This window comes from Lewinella sp. (assembly GCF_050633125.1).
GTDB lineage: Bacteria > Bacteroidota > Bacteroidia > Chitinophagales > Saprospiraceae > Lewinella.
The window spans coordinates 9,455-36,153 of sequence record NZ_JBOEFX010000096.1; the positions used below are offsets into that span (position 1 = coordinate 9,455).

At 44.1% G+C, this 26,699-nt stretch carries 26 protein-coding genes; 13 read left to right on the forward strand and 13 right to left on the reverse strand.

The window, feature by feature from the left end; genetic code table 11:
- Positions 1-59: 59 nt before the first annotated feature.
- Together ACRBG0_RS20185 and ACRBG0_RS20190 are read right to left on the reverse strand one after the other, a co-directional pair.
- Positions 60-623 (reverse strand): REP-associated tyrosine transposase, encoded by a 564-nt coding sequence (locus tag ACRBG0_RS20185; RefSeq protein ID WP_431488658.1) that lies wholly within the window; start codon positions 621-623, stop codon positions 60-62.
- 654 nt (positions 624-1,277) lie between these two features.
- Positions 1,278-1,829 carry a hypothetical protein gene (locus tag ACRBG0_RS20190; RefSeq protein ID WP_431488659.1) on the reverse strand — a complete coding sequence of 184 codons (552 nt, stop codon included), beginning with the start codon at positions 1,827-1,829 and terminating at the stop codon, positions 1,278-1,280.
- Positions 1,830-1,953: 124 nt separating this feature from the next.
- Here ACRBG0_RS20190 and ACRBG0_RS20195 point away from each other — a divergent pair, with 124 nt between their 5' ends.
- The 6 genes from ACRBG0_RS20195 (at position 1,954) to ACRBG0_RS20220 (ending at position 7,767) form a co-directional block, all read left to right on the forward strand.
- Complete coding sequence (locus ACRBG0_RS20195) at positions 1,954-2,508, forward strand: RNA polymerase sigma factor (protein WP_431488660.1); 555 nt, start codon at positions 1,954-1,956, stop codon at positions 2,506-2,508.
- Between the two features lie 2 nt (positions 2,509-2,510).
- The gene (locus ACRBG0_RS20200; RefSeq protein ID WP_431488661.1) at positions 2,511-2,915 is read left to right on the forward strand and encodes a hypothetical protein; all 405 of its coding nucleotides are present in this window, start codon (positions 2,511-2,513) and stop codon (positions 2,913-2,915) included.
- Between the two features lie 16 nt (positions 2,916-2,931).
- Complete coding sequence (locus tag ACRBG0_RS20205) at positions 2,932-3,354, forward strand: hypothetical protein (RefSeq protein WP_431488662.1); 423 nt, start codon at positions 2,932-2,934, stop codon at positions 3,352-3,354.
- 6 nt (positions 3,355-3,360) lie between these two features.
- A complete protein-coding gene (locus ACRBG0_RS20210) occupies positions 3,361-4,572 on the forward strand; it encodes a T9SS type A sorting domain-containing protein (RefSeq protein WP_431488663.1) in 1,212 nt (403 codons plus the stop codon).
- Positions 4,573-5,293: 721 nt separating this feature from the next.
- On the forward strand, positions 5,294-6,898 hold a 1,605-nt coding region (locus ACRBG0_RS20215; RefSeq protein ID WP_431488664.1), incomplete at its 3' end, for a M12 family metallo-peptidase.
- A 242-nt stretch (positions 6,899-7,140) separates the two neighbouring features.
- The gene (locus ACRBG0_RS20220) at positions 7,141-7,767 is read left to right on the forward strand and encodes a T9SS type A sorting domain-containing protein (RefSeq protein WP_431488684.1); all 627 of its coding nucleotides are present in this window, start codon (positions 7,141-7,143) and stop codon (positions 7,765-7,767) included.
- Positions 7,768-7,945: 178 nt separating this feature from the next.
- Here the strand turns inward: ACRBG0_RS20220 and speB are convergent, their stop codons facing one another.
- Positions 7,946-8,755, reverse strand: coding sequence for an agmatinase (gene speB, locus ACRBG0_RS20225; protein ID WP_431488665.1), 810 nt, complete (start codon positions 8,753-8,755; stop codon positions 7,946-7,948).
- A gap of 114 nt (positions 8,756-8,869) precedes the next feature.
- Between speB and ACRBG0_RS20230 the strand changes: the two genes are divergently transcribed.
- Positions 8,870-10,027: a methionine aminotransferase gene (locus ACRBG0_RS20230; RefSeq protein ID WP_431488666.1), complete on the forward strand. Its 1,158-nt coding sequence runs from the start codon at positions 8,870-8,872 to the stop codon at positions 10,025-10,027.
- Positions 10,028-10,128: 101 nt separating this feature from the next.
- Here ACRBG0_RS20230 and ACRBG0_RS20235 read toward each other — a convergent pair whose 3' ends face one another.
- On the reverse strand, positions 10,129-10,893 hold the full coding sequence (locus ACRBG0_RS20235) for an exodeoxyribonuclease III (RefSeq protein ID WP_431488667.1): 765 nt from the start codon (positions 10,891-10,893) through the stop codon (positions 10,129-10,131).
- Between the two features lie 101 nt (positions 10,894-10,994).
- Complete coding sequence (locus ACRBG0_RS20240) at positions 10,995-12,554, reverse strand: YifB family Mg chelatase-like AAA ATPase (protein ID WP_020536975.1); 1,560 nt, start codon at positions 12,552-12,554, stop codon at positions 10,995-10,997.
- A 182-nt stretch (positions 12,555-12,736) separates the two neighbouring features.
- Here ACRBG0_RS20240 and ACRBG0_RS20245 point away from each other — a divergent pair, with 182 nt between their 5' ends.
- Positions 12,737-13,597 carry a site-2 protease family protein gene (locus ACRBG0_RS20245; protein ID WP_431488668.1) on the forward strand — a complete coding sequence of 287 codons (861 nt, stop codon included), beginning with the start codon at positions 12,737-12,739 and terminating at the stop codon, positions 13,595-13,597.
- A 5-nt stretch (positions 13,598-13,602) separates the two neighbouring features.
- Here ACRBG0_RS20245 and ACRBG0_RS20250 read toward each other — a convergent pair whose 3' ends face one another.
- Together ACRBG0_RS20250 and ACRBG0_RS20255 are read right to left on the reverse strand one after the other, a co-directional pair.
- The gene (locus ACRBG0_RS20250) at positions 13,603-14,220 is read right to left on the reverse strand and encodes a NifU family protein (RefSeq protein WP_431488669.1); all 618 of its coding nucleotides are present in this window, start codon (positions 14,218-14,220) and stop codon (positions 13,603-13,605) included.
- Positions 14,221-14,342: 122 nt separating this feature from the next.
- Entirely contained in the window at positions 14,343-15,053 is a 711-nt protein-coding gene (locus ACRBG0_RS20255) for a class I SAM-dependent methyltransferase (protein WP_431488670.1), read from the reverse strand.
- Positions 15,054-15,347: 294 nt separating this feature from the next.
- Here ACRBG0_RS20255 and ACRBG0_RS20260 point away from each other — a divergent pair, with 294 nt between their 5' ends.
- Positions 15,348-15,662, forward strand: a complete 315-nt coding sequence (locus ACRBG0_RS20260) for a hypothetical protein (protein ID WP_431488671.1) — start codon at positions 15,348-15,350, stop codon at positions 15,660-15,662.
- Positions 15,663-15,669: 7 nt separating this feature from the next.
- On the opposite strand, the gene ACRBG0_RS20265 is transcribed toward ACRBG0_RS20260, so the two are convergent.
- From ACRBG0_RS20265 to ACRBG0_RS20280, 4 genes are all read right to left on the reverse strand, one after another.
- Positions 15,670-16,230, reverse strand: coding sequence for a hypothetical protein (locus tag ACRBG0_RS20265; protein WP_431488672.1), 561 nt, complete (start codon positions 16,228-16,230; stop codon positions 15,670-15,672).
- Between the two features lie 191 nt (positions 16,231-16,421).
- The gene (locus ACRBG0_RS20270) at positions 16,422-16,685 is read right to left on the reverse strand and encodes a hypothetical protein (RefSeq protein WP_431488673.1); all 264 of its coding nucleotides are present in this window, start codon (positions 16,683-16,685) and stop codon (positions 16,422-16,424) included.
- A 288-nt stretch (positions 16,686-16,973) separates the two neighbouring features.
- Positions 16,974-17,564, reverse strand: a complete 591-nt coding sequence (locus ACRBG0_RS20275; RefSeq protein ID WP_431488674.1) for a sigma-70 family RNA polymerase sigma factor — start codon at positions 17,562-17,564, stop codon at positions 16,974-16,976.
- 225 nt (positions 17,565-17,789) lie between these two features.
- A complete protein-coding gene (locus ACRBG0_RS20280) occupies positions 17,790-18,893 on the reverse strand; it encodes a M42 family metallopeptidase (RefSeq protein ID WP_431488675.1) in 1,104 nt (367 codons plus the stop codon).
- Between the two features lie 169 nt (positions 18,894-19,062).
- Between ACRBG0_RS20280 and ACRBG0_RS20285 the strand changes: the two genes are divergently transcribed.
- On the forward strand, positions 19,063-20,568 hold the full coding sequence (locus ACRBG0_RS20285) for a lipopolysaccharide biosynthesis protein (protein WP_431488676.1): 1,506 nt from the start codon (positions 19,063-19,065) through the stop codon (positions 20,566-20,568).
- Between the two features lie 5 nt (positions 20,569-20,573).
- On the opposite strand, the gene ACRBG0_RS20290 is transcribed toward ACRBG0_RS20285, so the two are convergent.
- Together ACRBG0_RS20290 and ACRBG0_RS20295 are read right to left on the reverse strand one after the other, a co-directional pair.
- Entirely contained in the window at positions 20,574-22,235 is a 1,662-nt protein-coding gene (locus ACRBG0_RS20290; RefSeq protein ID WP_431488677.1) for an AMP-binding protein, read from the reverse strand.
- A gap of 115 nt (positions 22,236-22,350) precedes the next feature.
- Complete coding sequence (locus ACRBG0_RS20295) at positions 22,351-23,988, reverse strand: glycerol-3-phosphate dehydrogenase/oxidase (protein WP_431488678.1); 1,638 nt, start codon at positions 23,986-23,988, stop codon at positions 22,351-22,353.
- 277 nt (positions 23,989-24,265) lie between these two features.
- Between ACRBG0_RS20295 and mqnC the strand changes: the two genes are divergently transcribed.
- The 3 genes from mqnC to ACRBG0_RS20310 all read left to right on the forward strand — a co-directional run.
- Positions 24,266-25,408: a cyclic dehypoxanthinyl futalosine synthase gene (mqnC, locus tag ACRBG0_RS20300; RefSeq protein ID WP_431488679.1), complete on the forward strand. Its 1,143-nt coding sequence runs from the start codon at positions 24,266-24,268 to the stop codon at positions 25,406-25,408.
- 54 nt (positions 25,409-25,462) lie between these two features.
- Positions 25,463-26,101 carry an ABC transporter ATP-binding protein gene (locus ACRBG0_RS20305; RefSeq protein WP_431488680.1) on the forward strand — a complete coding sequence of 213 codons (639 nt, stop codon included), beginning with the start codon at positions 25,463-25,465 and terminating at the stop codon, positions 26,099-26,101.
- Positions 26,098-26,699 (forward strand): ABC transporter permease (locus tag ACRBG0_RS20310; RefSeq protein WP_431488681.1); only part of this gene is annotated, 602 nt, incomplete at its 3' end. The genes ACRBG0_RS20305 and ACRBG0_RS20310, both read left to right, overlap by 4 nt.

Consider the following 26,699-nt stretch of genomic DNA (forward strand, 5'->3'; position numbering starts at 1 on the left):
AAAGTCAGACTGGATTTTGGCCCACTTGTTCGGCGTAGGTTGTACCTACGTCGCTGACATCACGCCTGATACATCTCATCCAGCAATTCCACATCAATCAAGCTGTGTTTATTTTCGTAATTCGACGCACTGCTATACCGCCAATCACTAGCATGCTCCACCCATCCGGCTTTTACAGGATTGTTATGTATGTAAGCACACTTCTGGCGGATAAATTTCGGACTCTCTAAGACCACTGCATGGTTTTCGTGTGTCCAAAATTGGTGCTCACTATTGCGTTGGTGTTGCTTCGCTGCGAATTCAAAGCGCTTCAGCATCCAATCCCGGCGCGACTCTTTTTTGTGCTGCATTATCTCTTTCAGTATAGCAGTAGACGTAAACCGCTTCATATCTCGTAAAGTGTCGGAAAGGTTGTTTTGTCGGGCACTCACAATCAAATGCATGTGATTGCTCATTATGACATAAGACCATAGTACCAAGCCTTTATGCTGTACACAATGTTCCAGACTTGATAATACGATATCTCGGTACACTTTCCTAGTGAATACATCCACCCAGTCTATCACTTGTAAAGTTAAGAAATACAATCCGCTTTGATTGTCTATTTGGTAACCAGTTGACATGGTGATTTGGTTTGGCTAAGTGATATACGCAAAACAGAATTTTGCGGACACACCGACATAGATATAATCTACGCCGAACAGTGATCGTAAAATTATATTATCCTCTTTATAAGTTTGAAAACGGCAAAACGTGACATTTTTAGAATAGATTTTTCAAAGACGAGAGCTACCCCAGCAGTTTTTTTTGCCATTTATGATAATCTTCTAGAGATAAGCCATTTTTTTGATCAAAATACAATCGACTCTCTTTATCAACAACAAAGGCTTTAGGAACATAAAAATCTACACTACTGAGATCAAATAAACATTCAACAGGAAGCCCGACACTGTCTTCATAAAATGCGTGTAGTTTTGAAATTAGTGTTCCTGTGCATGATGTTTCACCTTTAGTAATTGATCGAAAGGCTTCAATACCAACTTCAATCCAAACGCCAAAAGAAAATATTTTATCAAGATCTGGTATAGGAATATCTAAGTTGGAAAAAAAACATAGTCATTCCTGTCGTATTGTCAAAATAAACCGATTCATGAAGTTTATTAAATTTATCAGAAGGACTGCTTTCCCAGTCTTGAAGATTTTGCGGCATAGGCATCGTTGCCTGAAAAAACATTTTCTTCATCTTTTTTAATTTCTCTGTTCGACGTCGGTTGCACCTACGTCGCTATCCGTTCCGCTTCCTCTTGATGCTCTCGATCAATATTCAACCCCGTGCTCTCTTCCAAAAATTGGTGAAGCGTCACCATCTGGTCATGCCCTGCCTTTTGTCCAAAGAAAGCGACCAAATAAAGAGATAGAAACGCAATAACAAGTAAAGGAACCAGCCAAAGAATAGCCCCCGACTTCTCCAGTGAAAGGTTGGCCATGCCAATAATTCCAATCACTAAAATAGAAAAACCAAGGAGTGCATAGAAGAAAACAAACATGGTCCACACTGCAGGTCTAGGGCCATACAGGCCACGCAACAGCGTTCCTTCTTCCACCTCATCCATGGTTATCGACAACTGGGGCGACCAATAGTGCTGCTCTGCCGTGGGAAGGTAAAGTGTAATGTATCCAGGGTTAACGCGCCCCGTACAAGGTGCATCTTCTTCTTTAAGCGCTTTACTTACCTTTTCTTCAAGCTGCCCAAAATTATCTTCAGTGACGACCTGAAAGCGAGGCCTGACCCGGTAGGGAGGCAAATGGTCTTCGATTGGTTTTTCCATCCAGCGGTGGTTTGCAAGAATCGTTAGCTTGTGACAATTTACTATTTTTCCCAAATAATAATTAGCACAAGGAAAAAAAAGATGGCTACTCCAGTCTAAGTTCCGAAACCGCAACCCAATAGATTTGACCGCAACACTGCACGATGATTTACTATTAGCAAAAGCACGTAAGGGAGATACCCGAGCGTTTGGTTTGCTTGTGGAACGCCATGAAGCAACAGTACGAGGTATCATCGGAGGGATGCTGGGACCGGAAGAAGTGGACGATATAGCACAAGAGGTATTCTTGAAATTTTTTCGAGCACTGAATAACTTTCAGGGCGATTCCCAGTTGGGCACTTATCTCGGGCGCATCGCTATCAACACGTCGTTGACAGCTATTGCGAAGCGTAAAAAACGTCGTTGGCTACCATGGTCTAAACTAGAGGAGTATAACGCTGCGGAACAGGCTGACAATGCTCAATCTCCGGAAAGAGCAGATTTAAGAGACACACTACAAATGGCAATTAAGAAATTACCCAAAGATCAAAGAGCAGTCGTCGTCCTGAGGTTAGTAGAAGGATATTCTGTTTCCGAAACAGCAAAGATGCTCGACTTACCTATGGGTACCGTAGCCTCGCGATTATCGAGAGCGCAACAGGCGCTTCAACAAATTTTGAAACCAATTTTAAACCAATAATTATGTCATCCCGTCCACCTGAACACGCTGAGCTGTCAGAGTTGCTCCGCCAATCACTGGATCGCAAGCTTTCTGAGGCCGAAAACCTACGTTTAGCGAAAGCTATGGCAGCAAACGATTGGCTAAAAGAAGAGCTTGCAATGTTACAAGTGCTAAGGAATGCATTAACACAATTGCATCCTGCTCCAAGCCCCTTGTTTACCACTAATGTTTTGCAACGCTTGCGAGAAGAGCAACAGCTTTTGAGACCGCTTATCGTACAGTGGCGCTCCGTGGCAGCTGCAGCGTGTATAGCCTTGCTACTCGGGCTTGGCCTTATTTACAACTCTAGTGGAACCCTTGAGTCAGAAGCCATTCTTGGGCTAGAACAAATGGAATTGGATGACGTCTACGCTTTTGATGAATAAATATTGAAATAAACCTATGCAAAAATTCAAAGTCATACTAGTCGTGCTAGGTCTTCTTCTCGTAGGTTTTGTAGGAGGATTCCTGACAAACCGGTATTTGGTTAAAGAAAAGGTTCGGCACTTTCGACAGTTAGAACGTGGCCAAAATTTTGGCGACCTCTTTTTAGAAAAAATCGCTGCAACAGAAGAGCAACAATTGGAATTGCGCCCATTGCTAAAATCATACGGTGAGCGTTTCCATGAATTGAACAAAGAACACCAAGTGGAACGAATTTCTCTTACAGATTCTCTTTTTACAACTATGGAACCCATGCTCACAGAACAACAACAAGAACGCAGTCAAAAATGGCGGCGTTTTCTGGAGCGAGGCCCTGAAAAGCCTACAAGGCGGAAGAAAAAACCGAATCAATCAAAAAACCAAGGAACAACACAAAAGTAATTGAACATGAAAAATCGAATCATTTTATTGTTACTTATAGCGGTTACTACCGTAGGCAGTTTGTTAGCTCAACATGGACACAGAATGCCTGCAAGGGAGCTCTCTGACGAAATGAAAACCGAACTGGAAATAAACTCAGAACAAGCTGCTAACTTAGACAAGCTGCACCAAGAGACCAAGGAGGCCATGGCTGCATTGCACGAATGTACCGACCTGGACCGTGAAGGCAAACGCGATGCTGCCCGCACTATTCATCAATCAGCCAAAGATCGCATCAGCGAAATACTTACCGCCGATCAACTTGCTAGCCTCAAGGAACTTCGTGCCGCTGAAAAAGCTGAACGTCGAGAACTGATGGAGTCAGTAGATCGCAAAGCAATGCGTGAGGAAATTCAGGAATATAGAAAAACAGAAATTGCACCTGTAATGCGCGCCCAACGCCTAAAACTGGAAGAAGACCTCAGCCAGGATAACAAGGCTAGCCTCACAGAAATAAGAGCGACGCTAAAAACAGCCAGAGAAGCAGCTAAAGCTCAGCACCGCGAGCATAAAGCGACACAACGCCAGGAAGGAAAAGAAAGAGATGGCCGCCGCCATGCAAAACGCGGTCACCAACGACCACATCGTGGCCAGAAACTACACCGGCTAGAGGAGAATCACCCTTCAGAATTCGCCGCATTGGTTGCAATGATAGAGGAGTACGATACAGAGATTACTAACCTACTGGAAGAAATCAAGCCGCAACAGGAAGAATGGAAAGCAGCGCAGAAAGCAATCAAGGAACGCTACATCCCTGCTGATTTGCACCGCGAACATCCTTCCCGTCCTCATCATAAGCAAGAAGATGGAGAACGTGCAGAGCGAGTTGTTTTAGCACACAAAATTCACTTCCTGCTTAAAGATCCTAACAAAGAGGAAGATCAAACTACTACTGATGATGCTCCAACACTTGAACGGATTGCCGCAAGTACGTACCCTAACCCCACAACCAACACCACAATTCTAACTTTCGAGCTACCAGAAGCAGCTACCATGCAAATTGATTTGCGTGACGCAGATGGTAATTTAGTAAGAAACGTTGCGCGTGAGCAGTTCAATGCTGGACAAAATAAACTCGCCGTTGATGTAGCAGATTTGCAAAACGGCACCTACTACTTTACCTTAAACAGCCATAGTTTGAAGATCGCACAATCGGTCAAACTAGTTATCGTAAAATAAGCGCAGGCACTGATCGTAAAATAAAAGTGCGTTTAAAATATCCCGAACCATGGCCAAAGCTATGGTTCGGGATACTTGTTTTAGCTATATTCCTGTTGCCTTGCAAACTAAAAAAGCAACCTTGGTATTTCCTCAAAATGCCTTTATTGTGCCAGAATGAAAAAAAAGTAGTGCAAATTGTCACCGTTTCCTGCAATTATGACCCCGTACAATAAACGGAGCCGTTGCAAGCTAGACTTCTGGAAATTTTTAGCTGATCTTCGCGTTTATAATTTTGACTTTAAAACGGGAGAACTGACGAGGCTCGCCTCTGTTATTTCCCCTCCATGAAACTCACCTCTTTAAAAGGTGACCCTTTACAAACCTATCCTTTGAACATGTCTTTTTTATTCAGCAAGTAATCCCGCTTGTTGGATACCTCAGTTGATTCGCGTACACCACCAAGTTTGGCCTGGCGGCCACGAAGCTGTATATGCAGTTAACGGCCACCTCTTTGCCTATCCGTCTGGCGCCGGAAGGATGAGCAATGCTTTGTAAGAAACTGATTGTCAGTACACGAACTAGACAATTAGCTCACTTGCAACCAACCCTCTTGTAAACTAATTTTCAGGATCAACGTCCTGTACTGGATAGGCCGTACGCTACTTTTAGCATAGTACTTAGGGGATACTAAGGTCGTACAGACAGGGATTGATTTGGACCCAAAAACAAACAAATCACGATGAAAGTGATGCAACTATTGTGCCTATTTATCATAGTCACACAAGCTAATCTATTTGCCCAAAACAACAATTCTAACCTTGCACCCGCTGCCCGGGTTCAAGCATTACAAACGGTTTTTACTACTCAAGAAACAACACCATTATTTGCTACAGAAAAGAACAGAACAAGTGATATTCAGGAAGTAGAGAAATTTCACATTTTACAGCTGGATGAAGAGCGTAGTTCCGCCCTCCACCACGAAGCACCCACGACATTGAGTCTGGAACTCCCCGTTGAAGGAGAAGATCAGATCATATTACAACTAGTAAAAATAGACCGCACTATCCCAATAGTCATTGAAAGCGCTACCCACGCACCGGTTGCCGTCAAATCGGCTGTTCATTACCAGGGGATTGTTGCTGGTGACCCCAACTCTATCGTTGCATTCAGCGTACTTGAAGGCGAAGTGATTGGCCTCGTCAGCAGCGCTACAATTGGAGGCAACTGGGTACTTGGCCGACAACCGGCTGCACCAGGCGCTGAGAGATCACTAACCAATGATTACGTTTTTTATCAGGATCGTGAAATTTTTCAGGAACAGACCTTTTCTTGTGCCACACCAGATTCCGGCGAAGGATACCTACGGGAAGAGTTGGCAGAACTGGTTGATAACAGCCGGGACTTAAGCGATTGTGTCCAGATTTATTTCGAGGTTAACTACGATATTTATCAAGACAAAGGAAGTGTTCAGGCGACAGTGCAGTACGTTGAAGCGCTCTTTAATCAGGTTGCTACTTTGTACGCCAACGAGCAAATCAACATGAGCATTTCAGAAGTCTTGGTATGGAACACCCCTAGCCCATACAGCTCTACCAGTAGTGGTCAGATGCTCACTGATTTTCAAAATCAACGCACCAGTTTTAATGGTGATTTGGCGCAACTATTATCTTATCAAGCAAGTGGTGGCATTGCCGTTGTGAATGGCCTTTGTCATCCATATACAATTGCTAAAATGAGCTACGCTGGGATTGGGAGTACCTTTAACCAGGTCCCCACTTATTCCTGGTCGGTAATGGTCGTAGCCCACGAACTGGGGCACTTACTTGGATCTCAGCACACACATGCATGTGTATGGAATGGCAACAGCACGGCTATTGACGGTTGCCCTGGCTATACAGAAGGAGGATGTGCCAGTCCTGGTTTGCCATCAGGTGGCGGTACCATTATGTCTTACTGTCACTTATCACAAGTAGGCATCAACCTCAGCCGTGGTTTTGGTACCCAACCAGGTAATTTGATCCGCAACCGGGTAGCCGCAGCTACTTGTTTATCTGCTTGCACCACTAGTGGTGGAGGCGGTACTGGTGGCGGTACTGGTGGCGGAGGTAACCCTCCAGTAACGAGTTGCGAACAAGAGCAACTTTTCCTACGCCTACAACTGGACACCTACAGCCCCGAAACAACGTGGACACTGACCAACCCTCAGGGAGCGATAGTTGCTCAAGGCGGGCCTTACCCCAAAACAGTAGCCAATCAGTTATTGATCGATACATTGTGTCTGCCAGCAGCATGCTACACTTTCCAAATCAATGATGCTTATAACGACGGTATTTGCTGTACCTACNNAGCTACACCCTTCTTGATGGTACTCAGCAATTGATCGCACAAGGAGGTGAATTTCCGGGTACAGAAAGCGTAAGTTTTTGTCTTCCTTTCGAGGAAGAACAAGGCGATGATTGCCAATCCATCAACTTCAATGATTATACGATTGACTCCTACGGTGTAAATCAAGACATCGGGCAATATTCCGTTTTAGACGACGGACAAACACTGTACATGGCTAATAATGCCTGGAAGTCTATTGCCATGAGCTATGAAGTTACCAGGAACACCGTGATTGCTTTCGATTTCAAATCCACTCGCCAAGGAGAAATTCATGGCATTGGTTTTGACAACAACGAAAGCATTTCCTACGGCTACACCTTCAAGGTACACGGTACCCAAACTTGGGGCATAACTAACTATGACAACTACACCGGAGTCGATTGGCAATCTTACACGATCCCAGTAGGTGAATTTTATGTAGGCTTGACCGATCGACTCTTTTTCAGCACCGATCATGATGGTGGTAGCCGAGATGGTAATTCCTGGTTCCGCAACGTACGAATCTATGAAGGCACTGATTGCCAGACCGGAGGAATACAAAACCCAGAATCTGCAAACCTCATCAATATCAATGAACGCACTATCCAGGTTGCTCCTAATCCGGTGATTAACGATCAGTTTCAGCTACACCTCGATCAAGTTGGCACTGGCGATGCAAGCTGGCAAATCCTATCCATGACAGGGCAGGTAATGCAGGAGAAACAACTGGAGCTAACATCTTCTCATTACCAGGAAAACATCGCAATTGGTACGCTCGCTAGAGGCACCTATCTGCTACGTTGGCGTGATCAACAAGGAGAACAGACTGTCCGTTTTGCAGTACAATAAGCGATCGTAAGAAGTTTCACTTGGCAAAAAACGACCAAGTGCTAACGGCAAAACACAGTGAGGTCTTAGCAACATATTGATACCAAATAGGCTGGCCTCACTTCAAGATGTATGCATAATACGCGAATCTATTTGGAAGGCTCTGCTTTGGCAGAGCCTTCGCTTTTTAGAGCTCGTTTTACGAATTCTCCAGCATTAGCTCCAATATCTCTTTCGTCAGTTTAGCCGCTAAGGCAGCTGTAATCCCTACCGGATCGCGATGAGGGTTGTACTCTACTATGTCAGCGCCAACAATAGGAACATCGAGGCTATGTAACAAATCAAGTACCTCACGAACATTCAGTCCACCAGGTTCATGATGAGAAACGCCGGGTGCAAAAGCAGGGTCTATACCGTCCATATCCAAGCTTATATAAAGTGGGCGGTTAAAATGTAGGTCTCTTATTTTTTTAGAAAAGTGCCTCATCTCGATCTGCTCAACTCCAAACTTATCGGCTTGCTGGCGTTGGTGTGGATTCAGTGTACGTATACCTACTTGCACCAACCGATCACAGAGGCCTTCTTCCATAATGCGTGCAAACGGGCAGGCATGAGAGTGAGGATTTCCCATAAAATTATCGTACAAATCGCCGTGTGCGTCAATCTGTAAAATTGCAAAATCAGGGTAAAATTCCCGATGAGCTCTCATCAAAGGGTAGCTAATAGAATGGTCGCCTCCTAGTGTGAGTAAACGTTTGCCCTGCTGAATTCTTTGCTGTGCTACTTTTTGAATACCCAGGTAATCAGAATAACTCAAAGGTCCATCATTAGAGAAACACTTGTCTTCAAGAGGATTAAAACCACGTTCCGTCCAGTAATTGCTGGAATCACTGTACAAACATTCCAATATTCGAGAAGGAGCCAATGCAGGCCCCGTCATAAAACTGGAATGCGCATCAAAAGCGACGCTTCCTAAAGAAACCAATTCCGGAAAGTTCATTGAGCTCATAGTAAGAGTATTAAGATTTATAGGCTGTTAAATATAAGCGATGGGGAGCACTTATTTTTTATCTTGTCGAAAGTAGAGATTAGAGCTTGTCCCTCAACTTATCAATTCCACTTTATGCCCACCACTAATTTTACTTCCAAATTACCGAATACCGGCACCAGTATTTTTTCGGTAATGTCGGCACTGGCCAAAGAACACCGAGCAATTAATTTATCACAGGGATTTCCGAATTACGACCCACCCGCTGAATTACGCCAACTGGTAAATTCACACTTGGAAAGTGGCCATAATCAATACGCCCCAATGCCAGGGTTGCCGGAATTGAGAAAAGTAATAGCCGCCAAGCATGAACGAAGTTCAGGTAATAGCATCAACCCTGAAACCGAAATAACCATTACCTCTGGCGCTACCCAAGCCATTTTTTGCGCGATTACAACCGTCGTGCGCCCAGGAGATGAGGTCATTCTTATTGAGCCTGCTTATGATAGTTACCGCCCTGTTGTAGAATTATCTGGCGGAAAAGTAGTTGCTTACCAATTGACGTATTCTGACTATCAAATCGACTGGGAAGCTTTTGCAAAACGCTTGACAGACCGTACCCGGCTCATCATTCTCAATACGCCACATAACCCGACTGGTACCATTTGGCAAAAAAAAGACTGGGAACAACTAGAGCAATTAGTAGCAGGCACTGATATTTTTGTACTGAGTGACGAAGTGTATGAGCAACTGGTGTATGATGGACAGAGACACTATAGCCTACTCGATTTCCCTGCCTTGTTCAAGAGAGGATTTGCCACCTATTCTTTTGGAAAAACCTTCCACTCCACAGGGTGGAAAGTCGGTTACTGTTTAGCCCCAGATTACCTGATGAAAGAATTTCGGAAAATTCATCAATTCAATGTTTTCTCTGTGAACACCCCCGTCCAATACGCGCTGGCTGATTACCTAAAGAATCCCGACACTTACGGTAACCTGAGTTCTTTCTACCAACAAAAGCGAGACTTCTTACTCCAACGTTTGGAAGGTTTGCCTTTACAGCCTCTACCTTGCGCAGGTACCTATTTTCAGCTTTTTGATTATCGACAAATATCTAATGCTCCAGACCTGGAGTTTGCCAGTTGGCTCACCACCGAGATTGGGGTAGCCGTCATCCCTGTTTCTGCTTTTCGCTCTGTCGAAAGTGACGAAAGGGTGGTACGTATATGCTTCGCCAAAACAGAGGAAGTACTCACGGCAGCAGCAGAGGTATTAAGAGAGCGATTGTCCTAATCCACCTGCCTACTGAAAATCTTCCCACCGCAAGATCTCATAACCAGTTCTTCTTTGGCACGAAGATAGTATTTGCCTTACCCGGCACTAAATGGTATAGATCACAAATCAATCTCTAAAAACACAGGACAATGATCGCTGTGCACGGCGTCCGGTAAGTGATGTGCTGTTTGTATTTTACCCACAAGATTATCAGAAATAGATTGATAATCAATCCGCCAACCTTTGTTATTGGCTCGCGCATTCGCTCGGTAACTCCACCAGCTATATTCTACTTTCTCTGGATGTAGCGAACGGAAAGCATCTGTAAACCCATTCTCAAACCATGCTGAGAGCCAAGCCCGCTCATCAGGTAAAAAGCCCGACGATTTTTTATTACTTACAGGGTTGTGAATGTCGATTGGATGGTTGGCTATATTATAGTCTCCTACAACGATCAACTGCGGACGCTCTTTGCGAAGTTCTTCCACCCAGGCTTGAAAATCGGCCAAGAATTCCATTTTGAAATCCTGACGGACATCACCAGTGGTTCCCGAAGGGAAATAACAATTAAGCAAGGTCCATTCTCCGAAATCTGTTCGTATTATACGTCCTTCTTTGTCGTATTTCTCCAGCCCACAGCCTTCTACCACAAGCGTGGGCTTTTCTTTACTTAAGGTGACGACGCCGCTATAGCCTTTTTTCTCAGCAGAGTGCCAATGATGGTGATAACCAAGTGCTTCAAATTCACTCATATCTACCTGATCCGGCCAAGCCTTGGACTCTTGCAGACAGACGATATCATAATTATTTGTGGACAGCCACTCAGCGAGGCCTTTCCGTGCCGCAGCACGAATTCCGTTGACGTTATAGGAGATGATTTGCATTCGGCTAAGATACGACAAGTTGTTTTTAAAAGCTTGTCTTTTGCCCAGGTAGTGTGAAACAAACAAACAAACAAACAAACCATCGAACCAATAAACACTTATCACTCCATCCACCCTTCCCGGTCTAAACTCCGAAAATGGATGGCTTCGGCCAGGTGCTCGATTTTTATTTCTGCACTGCCGCCAAGATCTGCGATCGTTCGGGCAACTTTTAAAATTCGGTCATAAGCTCGCGCTGATAGCTGTAGACGCTCCATCGCTTTTTTAATTAGCAAGGTTCCTGGTTGATTAATTTGGCAAACTTCCCTAACCATCCTACTGGGCATGTGTGCGTTAGAATGAATTTTGGGCAATTCTGCATAACGTTCTGTCTGCACCTTCCTAGCCAAAATGACACGCTCACGGATATCTTTACTTTTCACACTAGGGCGCTCATTGCTGGAAAGTTCATCATAAGATACAGGAGTAACTTCTACATGAAGGTCTATTCTATCCAGCAAAGGGCCGCTGATCTTATTGAGATATCGCTGCACAACAGCTGGCCCACAAACACACTCTTTTTCTGGATGATTAAAATAACCACAAGGGCAAGGGTTCATCGAAGCGACGAGCATAAAACTGGCAGGGTAATCCACCGTTACCCGAGCTCGGGAGATCGTCACGCGGCGTTCTTCCATCGGTTGCCGCATCACTTCGAGGACAGTTCGTTTAAACTCTGGAAGTTCGTCAAGGAAAAGTACGCCATTATGAGCTAGGCTTATTTCTCCAGGACTAGGATTAGAACCGCCACCTACCAAAGCGACATCACTAATTGTATGGTGCGGCGAACGAAAAGGTCGCTGAGTCACCAGTGCCGAACCTGCGGGGAGAACGCCCGCAACAGAATGAATTTTAGTGGTTTCCAAAGCTTCTCGCAAATCCAATGGCGGAAGAATGGTAGGCAAACGCCGCGCAAGCATGGTTTTACCCGCACCAGGAGGGCCTATTAGAATAACATTATGACCTCCAGCTGCAGAAATTTCCAGCGCCCGCTTAATATTCTCTTGCCCTTTCACATCCGAAAAATCGACATCGTAATTACCCTCATTGGCAGCAAACTCGTCGCGTGTTTCTACGAAAGTGGCCGTCAGTTCAAGGGTGCCATCCAAAAAAGCCGCCGCTTCGGCCAGATTATTGACGCCGTAGACTTTTATGCCATCCACAATAGCGGCTTCCCGGGCATTGGCCTTGGGTAAAATGAGTCCTTTAAATTTTTCTTTACGTGCCTGAATAGCCATTGGCAATACGCCTTTGATCGGGCGTAAACTTCCATCAAGCGAAAGCTCACCCATAATGACATATTTATCCAGGTCATCAGCTAAAATTTGCCGTGAACCGGCCAAATAAGCCAAAGCGATAGGAAGATCATAAGCGGCCCCTTCTTTGCGGATATCCGCAGGAGCGAGGTTGACAATGGTGCGCAGGCGAATCACTTCATAGCCACTGTTTTTCAAGGCGGGTTCCATCCGCATCATGCCCTCACGCACAGCATTATCTGGTAAGCCTACTAAGTGGTAGAATTGTTTCCCATCAAAGGCAGCGTTGCCACCAGTGTTTACTTCAACGGTAATTGTACGTGCATCAACGCCTTCTACAGCGCTGGCAAAAGTTTTAACCAACATGCTTGGTAATAATTAAGTCTGAGAGTAAGGTCGGATAAATTCCTGGAAGAAAGAGTGATAACCGCTGATTGTGGGAAGACCTTACTCGAAATAACCGCTGATAAATAACAATTCCTATGATTAGACGAATATAATACAATTAGTAATATTTTCTTTATTTTTAAATCAAAATAGTCGCTCTGATGAAAAACAATAAACGCTTAAAGAGCTTTATCGAGCTCACTATCCTGGTATTACTCGTATTTTCTTCCATCTATCTCATTGAGAAAATCCCTGCTTTTGATTTTCCGAAAGCGGAGTCTACTCTAGCTAAAATAGTAACATTCACCGGCATCTTTATTATGGCCTTTCTGATGCTAGGACTCCATGAATTGGGCCATCTACTTACAGGGCTGGCACAAGGATTTAGATTTGCAATATTTGTTGTTGGCCCTTTAGGAGTTAAGCAAGAAGATGAAAAAATAAAATGGTACCTCAACACCAACCTTGGCCACTATGGAGGGATAGCTGCTACAACACCTGTCAATAATGACCCCGCCAATGCTAAAAAATTTGCCCGCGTTATTATTGCGGGACCGTTAACTTCCTTATTAGGAGGAATAATCCTGCTTTATCTTTCTACCCTTTTAGAGACGCCTTGGAATACCGTTATTTTTTCGGGTGGCTTAGTTTCCTTAGCACTATTTCTGGCGACTACCATACCCAGTAAAACAGGGACGTTTTTCACCGACCGTAAACGCTATCAACGCCTGACACGCCCCGGCAAAGCCCAGCAAGTGGAGTTGGCGACATTACGAATCATGGGGCAATATGCTCAAGATAATTCTTACCAGAATGTTGACACCGCAGACATCAATATCCTCCTAGAAGATGAAGAACCTTTTATGCAGTATTTTGGCTGGTTTAACAAACTGTACCAACAGCTAGAACAAGGCACAGAGCCTTCTTCCGAAGACTGGGACAGTTTTCGAAAAACAGGCGAATTGCTGTCTAAATCAATGGTGACAGCAATGGAAAAAGAATTGGAAAAAGCTAGAAAGTAACGTTTCTAGCCCATTTCTGACACAACCTCTTTTACCTGAGGCAACATACGCTTAAGCATTCCTTCAATACCAGACTTGAGGGTAACGGTAGAGCTTGGACAGCCACTGCAAGAACCTTGCAAAATTACCGTTACAATGCCTTCTTTGAAGTGCTTGAACTCGATATTACCACCATCCATTTCTACAGCTGGTTTTACGTAAGTATCAATAAGTTCTTTGATTTTATTGACAATCTCTGCGTCGTCTTCGCTATAATCGTAGCTAGCACCGCGCTCGGCTTCGATAGCATCCATTGCTTCCGTAAAACCGTCTTTGATGATCAACTTATCTTCCTGGACATATGCCTTGATAAACTCTTTGAGTTTAAGCATAATATCCTCCCAGGCATAGTTGAACTCCTTGGTTACGGTAACAAAATTATTAGAGATATAAACCCCCTTTACATAAGGAAGGTCAAACAAAGCAGTCCCAAGGGGAGACCATTCACGAGCAAGGTCTTCTTCCCGAAAATCGGCTGTACCCCGGTACAGCATCCGGTTGGTTACAAACTTTAATGACTCAGGATTCGGAGTCTGCTCCGTATACAAAAGCACCGGACTTTTAGTAGCGGTGGTATTTTCCATGGTTACTTTGCTTTACAATAATAATACAAAGGTAACAACTGATCCGCGATTCGGTTGGCTTTAGTGTTAGTTTATTTAGACTTATTCTAAGTTTGTTTCCCCATTATGCTCTTTAGAACAAACTAAAGGTCTGCAACCAAAATGTACTGATAGTTCAGTTCTGTATCTATGGCCTGAATATTTTTGTATCCAGCTTGATAAAGCAAGTCTTCCACGACATAAAGAGGGGCACGATGTTCATAAGGCCGAGGCCCAATTGGTGTTCGCTTACGTTTGAAATCTACAATCACTAGGCGACCACCTTCTTTGATCTTTGGCTTCAACTTTTGTAAGTATTCCAACTTATTTTTTATGTACATAAACGTATTCACAATCAAAACAGCATCTACTTCCTGTGTATACAGGTTAGGCGAATCAGATGGCGTTAGTCGGGTTTCCAAACGGGCTCTTTCTGTCTCAGATAATTCAATCATGCTTGTACTATCTACATAGTTCAGGAATGTTTGATCAATATCCAGTGCGACAACCTTTTGGGCAAGTGGTGTAATCCGTTTCGCAAAAAAGCCATTTCCTGTACCAATATCTGCGACTACTTTATTAGAGAGGTCCCCTTTCCCTAGTAACCCTATGATAAGATTAGGGCGCTGCCAATCCAGGCGGTTTGTGTTTTCGTAACTTGCCGTAAACCCATCTAAATCAAAAGTATCGGTTGCCCGAGGAGGGTGCTCCTCTGTTGCCGTGGTCGTGGTTTCATTAGAAGCAGGAGTGTCTGTGTCACACGCAAAGGCGAAGATGGTTAGACCAACCAGCAAGAGTAAGCGTAGAAAATGCATAAGCAGATAGATAATTTGTGTAAAAATAGATCGCCTCGCGTAGCTCAACAAGTTTTTTTACTTTTCTTAACGTATGGACAAGGCCCTTTGTGAAGATTAATTAGAAAGAGTATCGTTATAGTCTTCTAAAGTAAGAAATACAAAGGGGAAATTTTATTTTCTTCCTTTAATTTTCTATATCAATAAAGTACCTTGTTTCTTTATAGCGCTTTCATAGGGTGGTGAAAATATAAATCAAAAAGTAAGATCATTTTTGCGACCCTGATAGCCCTTAAAAATTTATATCCGACTACTATGATTGTAATTATCGCAATAATTATCGCCTTTGTGAATAAGGCAGGAGAACTAGGCCTCAACAAGTTTCAGTGGGGAGCTATTGGTTTTGCTGCTTATTTCCTGACGCAGTTTGTAGCAGGTATCGTTATGGCAATAGCCTTTGATCTGATGGGCCAGCGTATTGAAGATATACCTGAGTTAACCCTCAATCTTATTGGTATAGTTGTCGGTGCTATCTGTGCGTATCTTGCCTATCAACAAATGCCCAAATATGCCCAAAAGGATCATCAGACTCTAGAGGATGATTTATTAGATGAAGATATGTTCCGATAAGAAGGACTTACTTAGGTAAATTCCGAGGCCTAAACCTCATCAAATTCATTCGCTCAGGTAAGGTCACAGGGGGATCATCAAAGAGCAAGAAGGCATAACACAAGCCTAAACCTTCCCGATAAAAGGCAAGCATCTGACAATTTTCGGAAGCACTAAAAACCTGTTTAGGCTTAAAAAAATAAATCTGCACCCAATCTGCATGATAAACGGTATCCATTACAGCTGAATCCACCTCGTGAGCAACGAGGTAGCTGTCTTCTGCGTTGCTAGCAAGATGCATAGCCATACGAGAAGCACTCAAATGAGGAATCAAAGCCTGGTCGCTATCAGGTTCGACGGGAACAAAAAGGTATCGAATCTCCAACTTTTCTTTCCTCAAATTCACAGCAAAATCATACTCCTGAAAAACCATGGAAGGGTTTCTTAGTACTTTGTATGGTACTTCTGGTGAAAACCAATCAAGCCCTTGCTGCGCTATTTGTAATTGATATTCAAGTGGAAGCTGTTCCTGCCCCTTCGTAGGAGTAACAAAAAAAAGAAACAGAATAAGCGGAGTAAAGTGATACACGTCAAAAGTATAATCCTCTGACAGTTTTCGTGCTGCTCTTTAGAAACAACCTAAAAACTGTCAGAGGAGAAATGACATAGCTATTGACTGGCCAACTACTCGTCAACCAAGAACCAGTAGCTAATGGACAATATAGTCCCTTCTATCACCGGACTGGCAATAGTTTGACAATAAAAAACAAAAATCAATGACTAGAGCGAGTTCTCTGGGGCATCAATAATTTTGATGCGGTCTTTAATCGACTGAATGAACTCGGAGGAGGGTTTAATATTAGGAAGGCTACGTTTTAAAAACTGCTTAAAGGCTAACTGACTATCTAACTGTTCTTCTATACTGGGTTTCGCTTCACCAACGGTATGACAAGGTTGGGTTTCACTGACGCTACCGGGGCCATCATCTAGCAAATTTCGATTGCCGAACTTGCTCATCAGTTCTTGAAAATTCTGATCTCTCATGGCTGTAAAATTTCTTTGCCAATGCCGTTGAATCCCTAAAAAACAACAGGGCCATGATCGATCATTATCAGACACAAAAAACGCTGTAACCCAACTGGATGGTTGGACGACAGCGTAAATTGAATTTTGCGTTGAGAACGAATTCGTTAGCATGATCTTTGTTGTTTCCCCGACGAAGAACGCTTCCTTTTTACCTGCAAGGGTAATCATTTTGGAAGTTGACAATAGAAAAAGCGGGTAAAAGGAAAACGTTCTTCTTAGGTAAGGCTCAACCTGCACTAGGCAAGGTTATGAATCTTGGTTACGATTATTAGTAAAGCCGTTTTCAGCGGCATAATCCTGCAAATCTTTAGCCAGCAAGTTTCGAGCCCGAAACAGTCGTGAACGAACTGTTCCGATAGGAACTTCGAGGATTTCTGCGATCTCTTCGTACTTGAAGTCCTGCAGATCACTCAACACAATCACGGTCCGAAAATCTTCAGATAATCGGTACATTGCTGCGGAGAGTTCATCGCCTACCATATCCAGGAGGCTCTCGTCATTCCAATCCATCAAGGAAGGTATGCTCTGCGTATCCGTATCTGGGATAATTGCAGCCACATCTTCGTAATCTACCATGTTCGGGCGCCGCGACTTTTTGCGGTAGCCGTTGATGAAATGATTACGCATGATTTTAAATAACCATGCCTTGGCGTTGGTACCTTGCCGGTACTGATCGATAGCTTTGATGGCTCGCTCGATCGTATCCTGCACAAGATCCTCTGCTGCCGCCTCATCATATGTGAGGTGGAAGGCAAATCCGTACAAGGCGCCGAGCTCTGGAAGAAACTCGCGCTCAAAGACCCTTTGTCTTACGTCGTTGTTAGCCATCAGAACCATAAAAATAGATTTTTAAAGTTACGTGTGCAACACGTTCCTGCCGGGGCTTTCCCGTGCGTACACGACAAGACTAACCGAAGTAGCCCTCGGATTAGTTCCCCGATTTTTTCATTTTTATTTAAAAAAACAAAAACAAACACACAGCATCCTGATTAACAAGGCATTGCGTAGCGATATTTTTTTTAGAAAATATTAACAATAACGAAACTTAGTACATAGCAACCTTTAAAAGAACGTATCCTCTTCTTGCTTAGAGGTCGTAGTTCCATCATCATCTGTATTAGAAAAGTCCCAATTGTACTGATCCAAGCGGCTAATCGCCAGGGTGAGTAATTCTATACAGTGCTGGATATCGCCTTTATGAGCCATTTCTATCGTCTGGTGCATATTGCGTAGTGGAATCGAGATGGCTCCTGCAATAGCTCCCTTCTTACCATAGCGCTGAATGCCCGCCGTATCGGTCCCTCCCGCAGGCAGAAGTTCTACTTGCCAAGGGATATTGTTTTGAGTAGCGGTCTTCTTGAGGTAGTTGACCATTCTATAATCACTAATAACTGTACCATCAAGTACTTTGATGGCTGCTCCTTTACCTAACTGGGTAACCTTTTCGTGCCCCTGAGCGCCCGGCACATCAAAGGCAATCGTGACATCTAGGCCAAAACCAAAATCAGGATCAATCAGGTGAGCTGCTGAAATAGCCCCACGTAAGCCTACTTCTTCCTGCACAGTGAAGACACCATATATATCATAAGGCACCTCCTGGTCTTTGAGTGCTCGAAGTGCTTCCAATAAAATGAAAACAGAAACCCTGTTATCGATAGATTTGCTATTAACGCAATCACCCATTTCTATCAGCGTACGCTCACGGGTTACAGGGTCTCCAAGCCTAACAAGCTTGTGAACCTCTTCCTTACTCATTCCCAAGTCGATGAAATACTCCTGAAGTGGAACTTGCTTGGTGCGTTCTTCTGGCTTCATTAAGTGAATAGGCTTGGATCCCATCACACCAATGACATCCTTGCGGCCATGAACAATCACCCGTTGCGAGGTTAATGTTTTGGGATCAAACCCTCCTAGCGGTAGGAAACGAAGGAAACCTTCGTCGTCGATATGATTGACAATAAAACCAATTTCATCCATGTGGGCAGCAATCATCACCTTCTTACGGGATTGCCCACGCTTAACAGCAATAACATTGCCCATGTTATCTACCGAAACCTCATCTACCAAATCGGTTACTTCCTTCAGTACGAGTTCGCGAATACGTTGCTCAAAACCCGGTGCTCCAGGGGCCTGACAGATAGATTTGAGTAGTTGGATATTAATCATAGCATGTGTAGTTATTGGCCGATCGGCGAAGTTAGCGTTAAATTTTGAATGTGTTCATATTTGGCTTACAGGAATTTGGTCGGGTGCTATTTGATGGATTCTTTTCGTTAAGACCAGAAAATTATTATTAGTAACGTATAAGCTGGCAATAGCATTATCTTTGAGGCGTATGGCATTACTAAAAAAATTGGCTGGCGAAACAGCCATCTACGGAATAAGCAGTATTCTAGGGCGAGTGGTCAACTGGATCATCCTTACCCCCTATTTTACCAGGGTATTCTTACGGGAAGAATACGGAATCGTTAACGATCTGTATTTCTGGATTGCTATACTACTCGTATTGTTTACCTACCGAATGGAAACCGCTTTTTTTCGGTTTGCCAGTCGCGGGCAACAAGAATCGGGAGACAAAAAACATGACCAGGATACTGTTTTCTCTACGGCTTCCCTTACCATTATCGGCACGACAGTGGCGCTCGCTGGTTTACTTCTCTGTTTATCACCACAAATTGCTACCTGGTTAAAATACCCCGACAGAGCAGATTATGTTCGTATTTTTACGCTTATTATTGCGTTTGATGCCCTTGCCGCCATCCCATTCGCCAAGCTACGAATGGAAAGTCGCCCCTTGCGCTTTGCTGCTATTAAGCTTGGTGCGCTTGCGCTCAATATCCTCCTGGTCTTCTTTTTCCTGGAAGGGTGCCCCTGGCTATTAGCACACGATTACACCTTTGTCACAAGTATTTACAATCCCGAGCATCGTATTGCCTACGTTTTCTGGGCCAATTTAATCGCCAGTGGAACAAGCCTTTTGTGGCTGGCACCTCTATATCGTCATTTAGCATGGCGCTTTGCAACCGACTTGTGGCGAAGAATGCTCAACTACGCTTTGCCATTAGTCATTGCCGCTATCGCTGGAATCATCAATCAGTTGGCAGGCACAACACTATTGAAATACTTTGGAACAAACTCTACAGAAGCCAATCTCGACATAGGGGGAATGTATGCAGCAGCAGCCAAGCTAGCTGTACTCATGAATCTCTTTGTACAAGCCTTTAATTACGCGGCAGAACCCTTCTTTTTCCGGCAATCCGCGGTTTCTCAAGACAAGGCCATCTATGCAGATGTTGCTCGGGCCTTTGCATTGGTAGGGAGCCTGGCCTTCATCGGAATTATGTTTTACCTGGAGTTGATTCAGATGTTTTTGGGCGAAGATTACCGAGAGGGTTTGGGCATATTACCCATATTGCTGGTCGCCAACTTCTTTTTAGGTCTGTTCTATAATTTTTCAATTGGCTACAAACTCACCGACCAAACCCGCTGGGCGGGCTACATTGCGCTTTTAGGTACAATTATTACCCTGGCCTTCAATATCATCTTTATCCCCAGTATGAATATTTATGCCCCGGCTTGGGCTAGCTTGATCTGCTTTTTCACCATGGCGGTAGCTGGCTATTGGCTCACCCGCAAGCTCTGGCCAGTGGATTATAACCTAGGACGAATGGCCTATTACCTGTTGCTGGCAATTGGCGGTTGGGGCTTGACTATCGTCATAACCTCATTTTTACCTGATCAAATGATATATCGCTTGATCGGGAATAGCTTCGTGTTTTTAGCTATTCTATTACTATTGTATAAAACGGAAGGAAACTGGCTAAGAAAGGTATTGGGATAATCCCCTTACTCCTCTCGTAATGCCCGTCGCAAAATTTTGCCAACATTCGTCTTTGGAAGTTCATCACGGAATTCCACTTCTTTAGGAACCTTATAACCTGTGAGGTTTTCGCGACAATACTCAATCAGTTCTTTTTCTTTTAAAGACTTGTCTTTTTTTACAACAAAAATCTTGACCACTTCGCCCGACTTATCACTAGGTATACCTATTGCGGCAACCTCTAGCACTTTTGGGTGACTGGCTACAACATCTTCCACCTCATTGGGGTAAACATTGAAGCCAGAAACAAGGATCATGTCTTTTTTTCGATCGACAATTTTCACAAAACCTTCTTCGTCGATAACTCCCATGTCCCCGGTACAGAGCCAGCCTTCACGAATAGTATTAGCTGTTTCATCAGGGCGATTGTAGTACCCTTTCATAACCTGAGGACCTTCTACCTGTATTTCTCCGACCTCACCTGTGGCACACACTCCTTTTTCTTCATCCCAGATACGAACACTGGTGGAGGGAATCGGTAAACCAATGGTACCAATACGCCCTGTTCCGTTGAGCGGATTGGTCGTTACGACAGGGCTTGCTTCGGTCATACCGTAGCCCTCCGACAGGATACAACCTGTTGTTTGTTGCCATTTTTCCGCTACGGCCTTTTGAATGGCCATAGCTCCTCCAACGGTAATTTTGAGCGTACTAAAATCTACGGTTCCGAAATCAGGATGATTAAGTAAAGCATTGAACAAGGTATTCACACCTGTCATCAAGGTGACGGGGTAATCCTTCATTGCCTGAATTACCGAACCTAGATCACGGGCATTGGTGACCAATACATTGAGTGAACCAATGCTCGCTAATGCCATACAGTTTACCGTAAAGGCAAAAATATGATAGAGCGGAAGCGGGCACAGCACTATTTCTTCTTTCTCTTTTAACTGGGGCATCATCCAGGCACGAATCTGCATCATGTTTGCTACCAAGTTGCGATTGGTAAGCATAGCACCTTTTGAAACGCCGGTAGTACCTCCCGTATATTGAAGTGCTACAACATCCTCAGGATTACTTGTGAATTCCGGCAACTTGAATTTCTTTCCCTGACTAAGGGCCTCTGAGAAGGTAACCGTATTCGAAATATTAAACTTGGGCACCATTCTTTTCAACTTACGAACAACGAAGTTAACAACGATCTTTTTTGGGAAGCCCAGCAGCTCGCCAATACTAGTGGTGATTACCGTTGTTATAGAAGTTTCTTTTAGAATCGCCTCCAGGTTAGCGGCAAAGTTCTCAGCAATAATGATTGCTTTGGCTCCCGAGTCATTAAACTGGTGTTTCATTTCCCGCGGCGTGTAAAGCGGGTTGGTGTTTACAACCACTAATCCTGCCCGAAAAGCACCATACAAGGCAATAGGGTACTGGAGCATATTAGGCATCATCAATGCAACCTTATCCCCCGGCTGTAGCCCTCGCGAATGAAGGTATGCCCCAAATTGACGCGATTGTTGTTCGATTTGCCGGTACGTCAACTCTTTACCCATACAGGAGAAGGCTTTTTGAGGACCGTACTTTTCAAAAATATCGTCTAATACGCCAATCAAATTTGGAAAAACATCAGCGTCAATATTAGCAGGTACACCTTGTGGGTAGTGCTGTAACCAGGGGCGTTGCTCGTTCATCACCTTTATTTCGTTAGTTTTAGAAACTTCTTTTTCTGTCTAGTATATGTGATTGTAATTTAGAAAAAAATAAATTACAATCAGAGGAATAGCGGCCTGCGCCTTTCTTTTTTTGCTAAGTTTGGGCCAACTCTCGTATTGCAGAAAGCTGCTCGATATACCCTTCTGCTGCTTTCAGAGAATCGCCTTCCTCCCAACCTAGCTCCTGTCCCATTGCTTTTGCAACCTCACCGGCCACCTGCTGCGCAGCACTCCAATCAAGGATTTCCAATCGAACACGCCGAGCTAAAAAATCTCTCACTGTTCCTGCCATCTCATAACGGGCAGCATAAACAACCTCCCCCAGTAGATAGGGATAACCTTTTACTAGTTCTTTTTTCCAAGCAACATTTTCATTTAGCACTTCTAGCAGCACAGTTACTCGGCTACCATAATGCTCATGTAGGTACTGACAAGTCCTCGCTGATAATCCGCTAATTCCTACAAGTTCTTTCCAACCTCCCGAAGTGTAACCTTCTCCTCCTACCAATATTTGCTTATCCGTTGTGCAGGTATTTTGTTGGTTCAACAAGTGCTCATCTATATAATCAATGGTATCTTTGGCCATCAAGCGATAAGTCGTCCATTTACCTCCCAAAAGGCTAACCAGATTGGACGTTTTGTCATGTTCTACCTCGTGGTCACGTACCAATCCTTTTGTTCCTTTTGTCGGATCTGAGGCAATCAGTGGGCGCAGGCCACCAAAGCCGGAAACGACCTGTTGAGCATTTACTTTTTTATCGAGATAAGGATTCAATGTTTCCAAAAGGAAATCGACTTCTGCTGCTTCCAATTGAGGTTCTTTTTCCAGATTACTATACTCCGTATCGGTAGTTCCCAACATAAGTTTCCCCTGAAAAGGAATAGCAAAAACTACCCGACCATCTGGTGTTTCAGGAATAAGCAAAGCATCTTCTCCTCCTAAGACTTCATAAGGTAATATAACGTGCACCCCTTTACTAGGGCGAATACGAGGAACTTGTGCTTCGTTAGCCAATTGCCGAACGTGATCGGCGTAAGGGCCCGTACAATTGATGAAGACTTTAGCCTTAATAAGGATTTCCTCCCCCGTTTGCAGGTCTTTGGCATGGGCTGCTGTTAATTGGCCCGCTGCATTTTTTTCAAAACCAGTTATTTCAACATGATTAGCCACCACAGCACCGGCCTTTTCCGCTGTTTGAACAAGGGCCAGACAGTAGCGTGCATCATCCAATTGGCCGTCATAATACAGTACGGCACTATGGATATTATCGGAAATCCGTGGTATTCTTTTCTTCACCGCAGCCTTACTCAGCCATTTACTTCCAGGCAGTGTATCCTTGCCAGATGCAAACCAACCGTAAATCGTGAGGCCAATGGTAAAATACAATCCTTCAAACCAACTAAAAACCGGCGTAACCAACGCTTGAGGACGTGCAAGATGGGGTGCATTTTGCAAAACCGTATGCCGTTCTTCTAGGCCATGGCGAACTTGCGCTAGCTGAGCAAAGTCAAAATTCTTGAAAGCCTGCTCCAAATAACGCACTCCTCCGTGAATTAGCTTGGTTGATTTTGAAGAGGTAGCTGCCGCAAAATCAGTTTTCTCTATCAGTGCAGTTTTATGCCCCCGCAATACGCTATCTAAAGCACACCCTGCCCCGCTGGCTCCACCGCCAATAATTAAACAATCAAATTCTTCTGTACGCAGTTTTTTCAAATGGCTTGATCGCTTCATGCAAGGGGATTATTTATAACAATGTCATACACACCTGTCGCGAAGATAAGGAACAGCACGAAACTGAAATGCGATTCTGTTTTTTATAATTAGTTGAATAAACGATTCATTTNNATTTTCTGCGCAATACTAAGGCTATTGGTGTCTCTCTAACAACAGAAAAGGGACATTGTTTTTCTCTCAGCAAACAGAATATTAGAATCTTTCAGAAAAAAATGAAAGATATCAAAACCCTAGTTTTGTTACTTTTGTTGTGTAGACAGCTAAATCTAGTAAAATGCGTACTGACGACTTATTGCACCGAGGCTTGAAAATGGAGTTTTTGAGCGCGGAAGAAGGGGTGTTTCTTTTGGAAAATACCAGCACTGCGGAATTGATGCACGTAGCTCATCGCTTGCGAATGCAGCAAGTACCAAATGATAAGGTGACCTGGATCATCGATCGGAATTCCAACACCACGAATGTTTGTATTGCAAATTGCAAGTTTTGCAACTTCTATCGTCGCCCTGGCCACGATGAGGTCTACGTTACCACCATAGAGCAATACAAGCAAAAAATTGAAGAAACATTTGCTTTTGGTGGCGAACAGCTTTTGCTACAAGGCGGACACCACCCCGACTTGGGATTGGATTATTACGTCAAGTTATTCAAAGAGTTAAAAGCACTCTACCCTCAACTCAAGCTACATGCACTGGGGCCACCAGAGATTGCACATATCGCCAAGCTCGAACAAGCTTCTCATTATGAGGTACTCAAAGCACTTCACGAATCAGGCCTTGATAGCTTGCCCGGTGCTGGTGCAGAAATCCTGAGTGATCGGGTACGCCGCCTCATTTCGAAAGGAAAATGTGGTGGAGAAGAATGGCTGGATGTGATGCGCGCCGCCCATCAATTGAATATTACCACCAGTGCCACTATGATGTTTGGCCACATTGAAACCAACCTGGAACGCATGGATCACCTCGTCCGAATGCGGGCAGTACAGGCCGAAAAGCCTGCTGATGCTAAAGGGTTCCTGGCCTTCATTCCTTGGCCATTTATGGATGAGGATACGATTTTGAAAAAGATCAAGCGTGCCCGAAATACGGTAACAGGTGACGAATACATCCGCATGATTGCCCTAAGTCGGATCATGTTACCTAATGTGATTAACATCCAAGCGAGTTGGCTAACGGTAGGTAAGCAGGTTGCTCAACTCTGTCTGCATGCTGGTGCCAATGATTTTGGCTCAATCATGATTGAAGAAAACGTAGTATCAGCCGCAGGTGCCCGCTTTCGATTTACTGCCGACGGTATCCAGGAAGCTATCCGCGAAGCTGGTTATGTCCCTCAATTACGCAACCAGCAATATGAATACCGGGAGCTCCCCGAAAACATCCAGCAGCAGCAATTGAATAAGGAAGAGATGATTGTAGATTAGAAAAAAACAAGCATCTTTAAAGCTTCTTTTGAACAGTTTTATAGTCTTCACAATATGCTAAGCACCCACAATGTCAGCTTCTCGTTTGCTTCCACCAGGGAAGCCTGCATACATTTGAACTTCCCTGATTTTGAATGCCAGACCGGAGAGCACTGGTTATTGCTGGGACAATCTGGTAGTGGCAAAACGACTTTGTTGCACTTACTGGCAGGGCTAAGGACTCCACTAAGTGGTGAAATCAAAGTAAACGACACCGTCCTCAACCAGTTGTCAGGGGCTAAACTAGATCAGTTTCGAGGTAGAGAGATTGGCGTGATCTTTCAACAGTCTCACTTCTTAAGGGCTTTAACCGTTGGGGAAAACCTCGCGATGGCTAGACAGTTAGTGGCGCTTCCTCCCGACGACAGCAAAATCAAAGCATTACTGGAGCAACTAAACATTGGTCATAAGTTCAATGCACTTCCCAGTGAACTCAGTGTTGGAGAGCAGCAGCGAGTGGCCATTGCACGTGCCTTGGTCAACGACCCTACCGTCATTCTAGCGGATGAACCAACATCAGCCCTGGACGATAAAAACACGGAGCAGGTTGTCGAACTTCTCAAAGCGCAAGCGCAAGCCGCCAATGCAACGCTTTTAGTTGTTACGCACGACAACCGTCTAAAAAATATCTTTGACCAACAAATCGAGTTATGAACCTACTACGACTAAGTTGGAAAAATCTGACCTTCAAGCCACTTTCTACCTTGCTGAGCATTGTACTTTTCGCTTTAGGTGTAGGCCTCGTGTCTTTGCTGTTTTTGTTACAAAAACAAGTAGAAGATAATTTCGAAAAAAGCCTGGCAGGTATTGACCTCGTTATCGGCGCAAAGGGGAGCCCGCTGCAATTGATTCTTAGCAGCATGTACCATCTCGACGCACCTACGGGAAATATTAGCATTGAGGAAATCAGGCCTTTCCTTAATCCCAAGCATCCACTTATTGAAACATCCATTCCTCTTTCATTGGGAGATAGCTATCGTACGTTTCGCGTTGTGGGGACTAGCACAGCTATTCTTGATTTCTACGACGTAAGTATGGCCAGTGGTAAGGTATGGTCGCAGAATTTTGAAGTTGTTATTGGTAACACTGTCGCGCAAAAGCTAAACCTGAAACTGGGATCAACATTTAGCAGTTCACATGGCTTTCTGGAAGACGAAAACCTGGGACATGACCATACAGACTTCAAAGTCGTCGGTATTTTAGCCGCAAGTGGCACTGTACTGGATCAACTCATTCTTACGACCAACCAGAG

Bases quoted from the DNA above. Each gene is read 5' to 3' on its own strand.
- ACRBG0_RS20235 (WP_431488667.1), bottom strand. From the start codon at position 10,893: ATGCAAATCATCTCCTATAACGTCAACGGAATTCGTGCTGCGGCACGG.
- ACRBG0_RS20185 (WP_431488658.1), bottom strand. From the start codon at position 623: ATGTCAACTGGTTACCAAATAGACAATCAAAGCGGATTGTATTTCTTA.
- ACRBG0_RS20255 (WP_431488670.1), bottom strand. From the start codon at position 15,053: ATGCATTTTCTACGCTTACTCTTGCTGGTTGGTCTAACCATCTTCGCC.
- ACRBG0_RS20245 (WP_431488668.1), top strand. From the start codon at position 12,737: ATGAAAAACAATAAACGCTTAAAGAGCTTTATCGAGCTCACTATCCTG.
- ACRBG0_RS20210 (WP_431488663.1), top strand. From the start codon at position 3,361: ATGAAAAATCGAATCATTTTATTGTTACTTATAGCGGTTACTACCGTA.
- ACRBG0_RS20305 (WP_431488680.1), top strand. From the start codon at position 25,463: ATGCTAAGCACCCACAATGTCAGCTTCTCGTTTGCTTCCACCAGGGAA.
- ACRBG0_RS20240 (WP_020536975.1), bottom strand. From the start codon at position 12,554: ATGTTGGTTAAAACTTTTGCCAGCGCTGTAGAAGGCGTTGATGCACGT.
- ACRBG0_RS20230 (WP_431488666.1), top strand. From the start codon at position 8,870: ATGCCCACCACTAATTTTACTTCCAAATTACCGAATACCGGCACCAGT.
- ACRBG0_RS20285 (WP_431488676.1), top strand. From the start codon at position 19,063: ATGGCATTACTAAAAAAATTGGCTGGCGAAACAGCCATCTACGGAATA.
- ACRBG0_RS20200 (WP_431488661.1), top strand. From the start codon at position 2,511: ATGTCATCCCGTCCACCTGAACACGCTGAGCTGTCAGAGTTGCTCCGC.
- ACRBG0_RS20250 (WP_431488669.1), bottom strand. From the start codon at position 14,220: ATGGAAAATACCACCGCTACTAAAAGTCCGGTGCTTTTGTATACGGAG.
- ACRBG0_RS20205 (WP_431488662.1), top strand. From the start codon at position 2,932: ATGCAAAAATTCAAAGTCATACTAGTCGTGCTAGGTCTTCTTCTCGTA.
- ACRBG0_RS20275 (WP_431488674.1), bottom strand. From the start codon at position 17,564: ATGGTTCTGATGGCTAACAACGACGTAAGACAAAGGGTCTTTGAGCGC.
- mqnC (WP_431488679.1), top strand. From the start codon at position 24,266: ATGCGTACTGACGACTTATTGCACCGAGGCTTGAAAATGGAGTTTTTG.
- ACRBG0_RS20295 (WP_431488678.1), bottom strand. From the start codon at position 23,988: ATGAAGCGATCAAGCCATTTGAAAAAACTGCGTACAGAAGAATTTGAT.
- speB (WP_431488665.1), bottom strand. From the start codon at position 8,755: ATGAGCTCAATGAACTTTCCGGAATTGGTTTCTTTAGGAAGCGTCGCT.
- ACRBG0_RS20290 (WP_431488677.1), bottom strand. From the start codon at position 22,235: ATGAACGAGCAACGCCCCTGGTTACAGCACTACCCACAAGGTGTACCT.
- ACRBG0_RS20260 (WP_431488671.1), top strand. From the start codon at position 15,348: ATGATTGTAATTATCGCAATAATTATCGCCTTTGTGAATAAGGCAGGA.
- ACRBG0_RS20270 (WP_431488673.1), bottom strand. From the start codon at position 16,685: ATGAGAGATCAGAATTTTCAAGAACTGATGAGCAAGTTCGGCAATCGA.
- ACRBG0_RS20220 (WP_431488684.1), top strand. From the start codon at position 7,141: ATGAGCTATGAAGTTACCAGGAACACCGTGATTGCTTTCGATTTCAAA.
- ACRBG0_RS20280 (WP_431488675.1), bottom strand. From the start codon at position 18,893: ATGATTAATATCCAACTACTCAAATCTATCTGTCAGGCCCCTGGAGCA.
- ACRBG0_RS20190 (WP_431488659.1), bottom strand. From the start codon at position 1,829: ATGGAAAAACCAATCGAAGACCATTTGCCTCCCTACCGGGTCAGGCCT.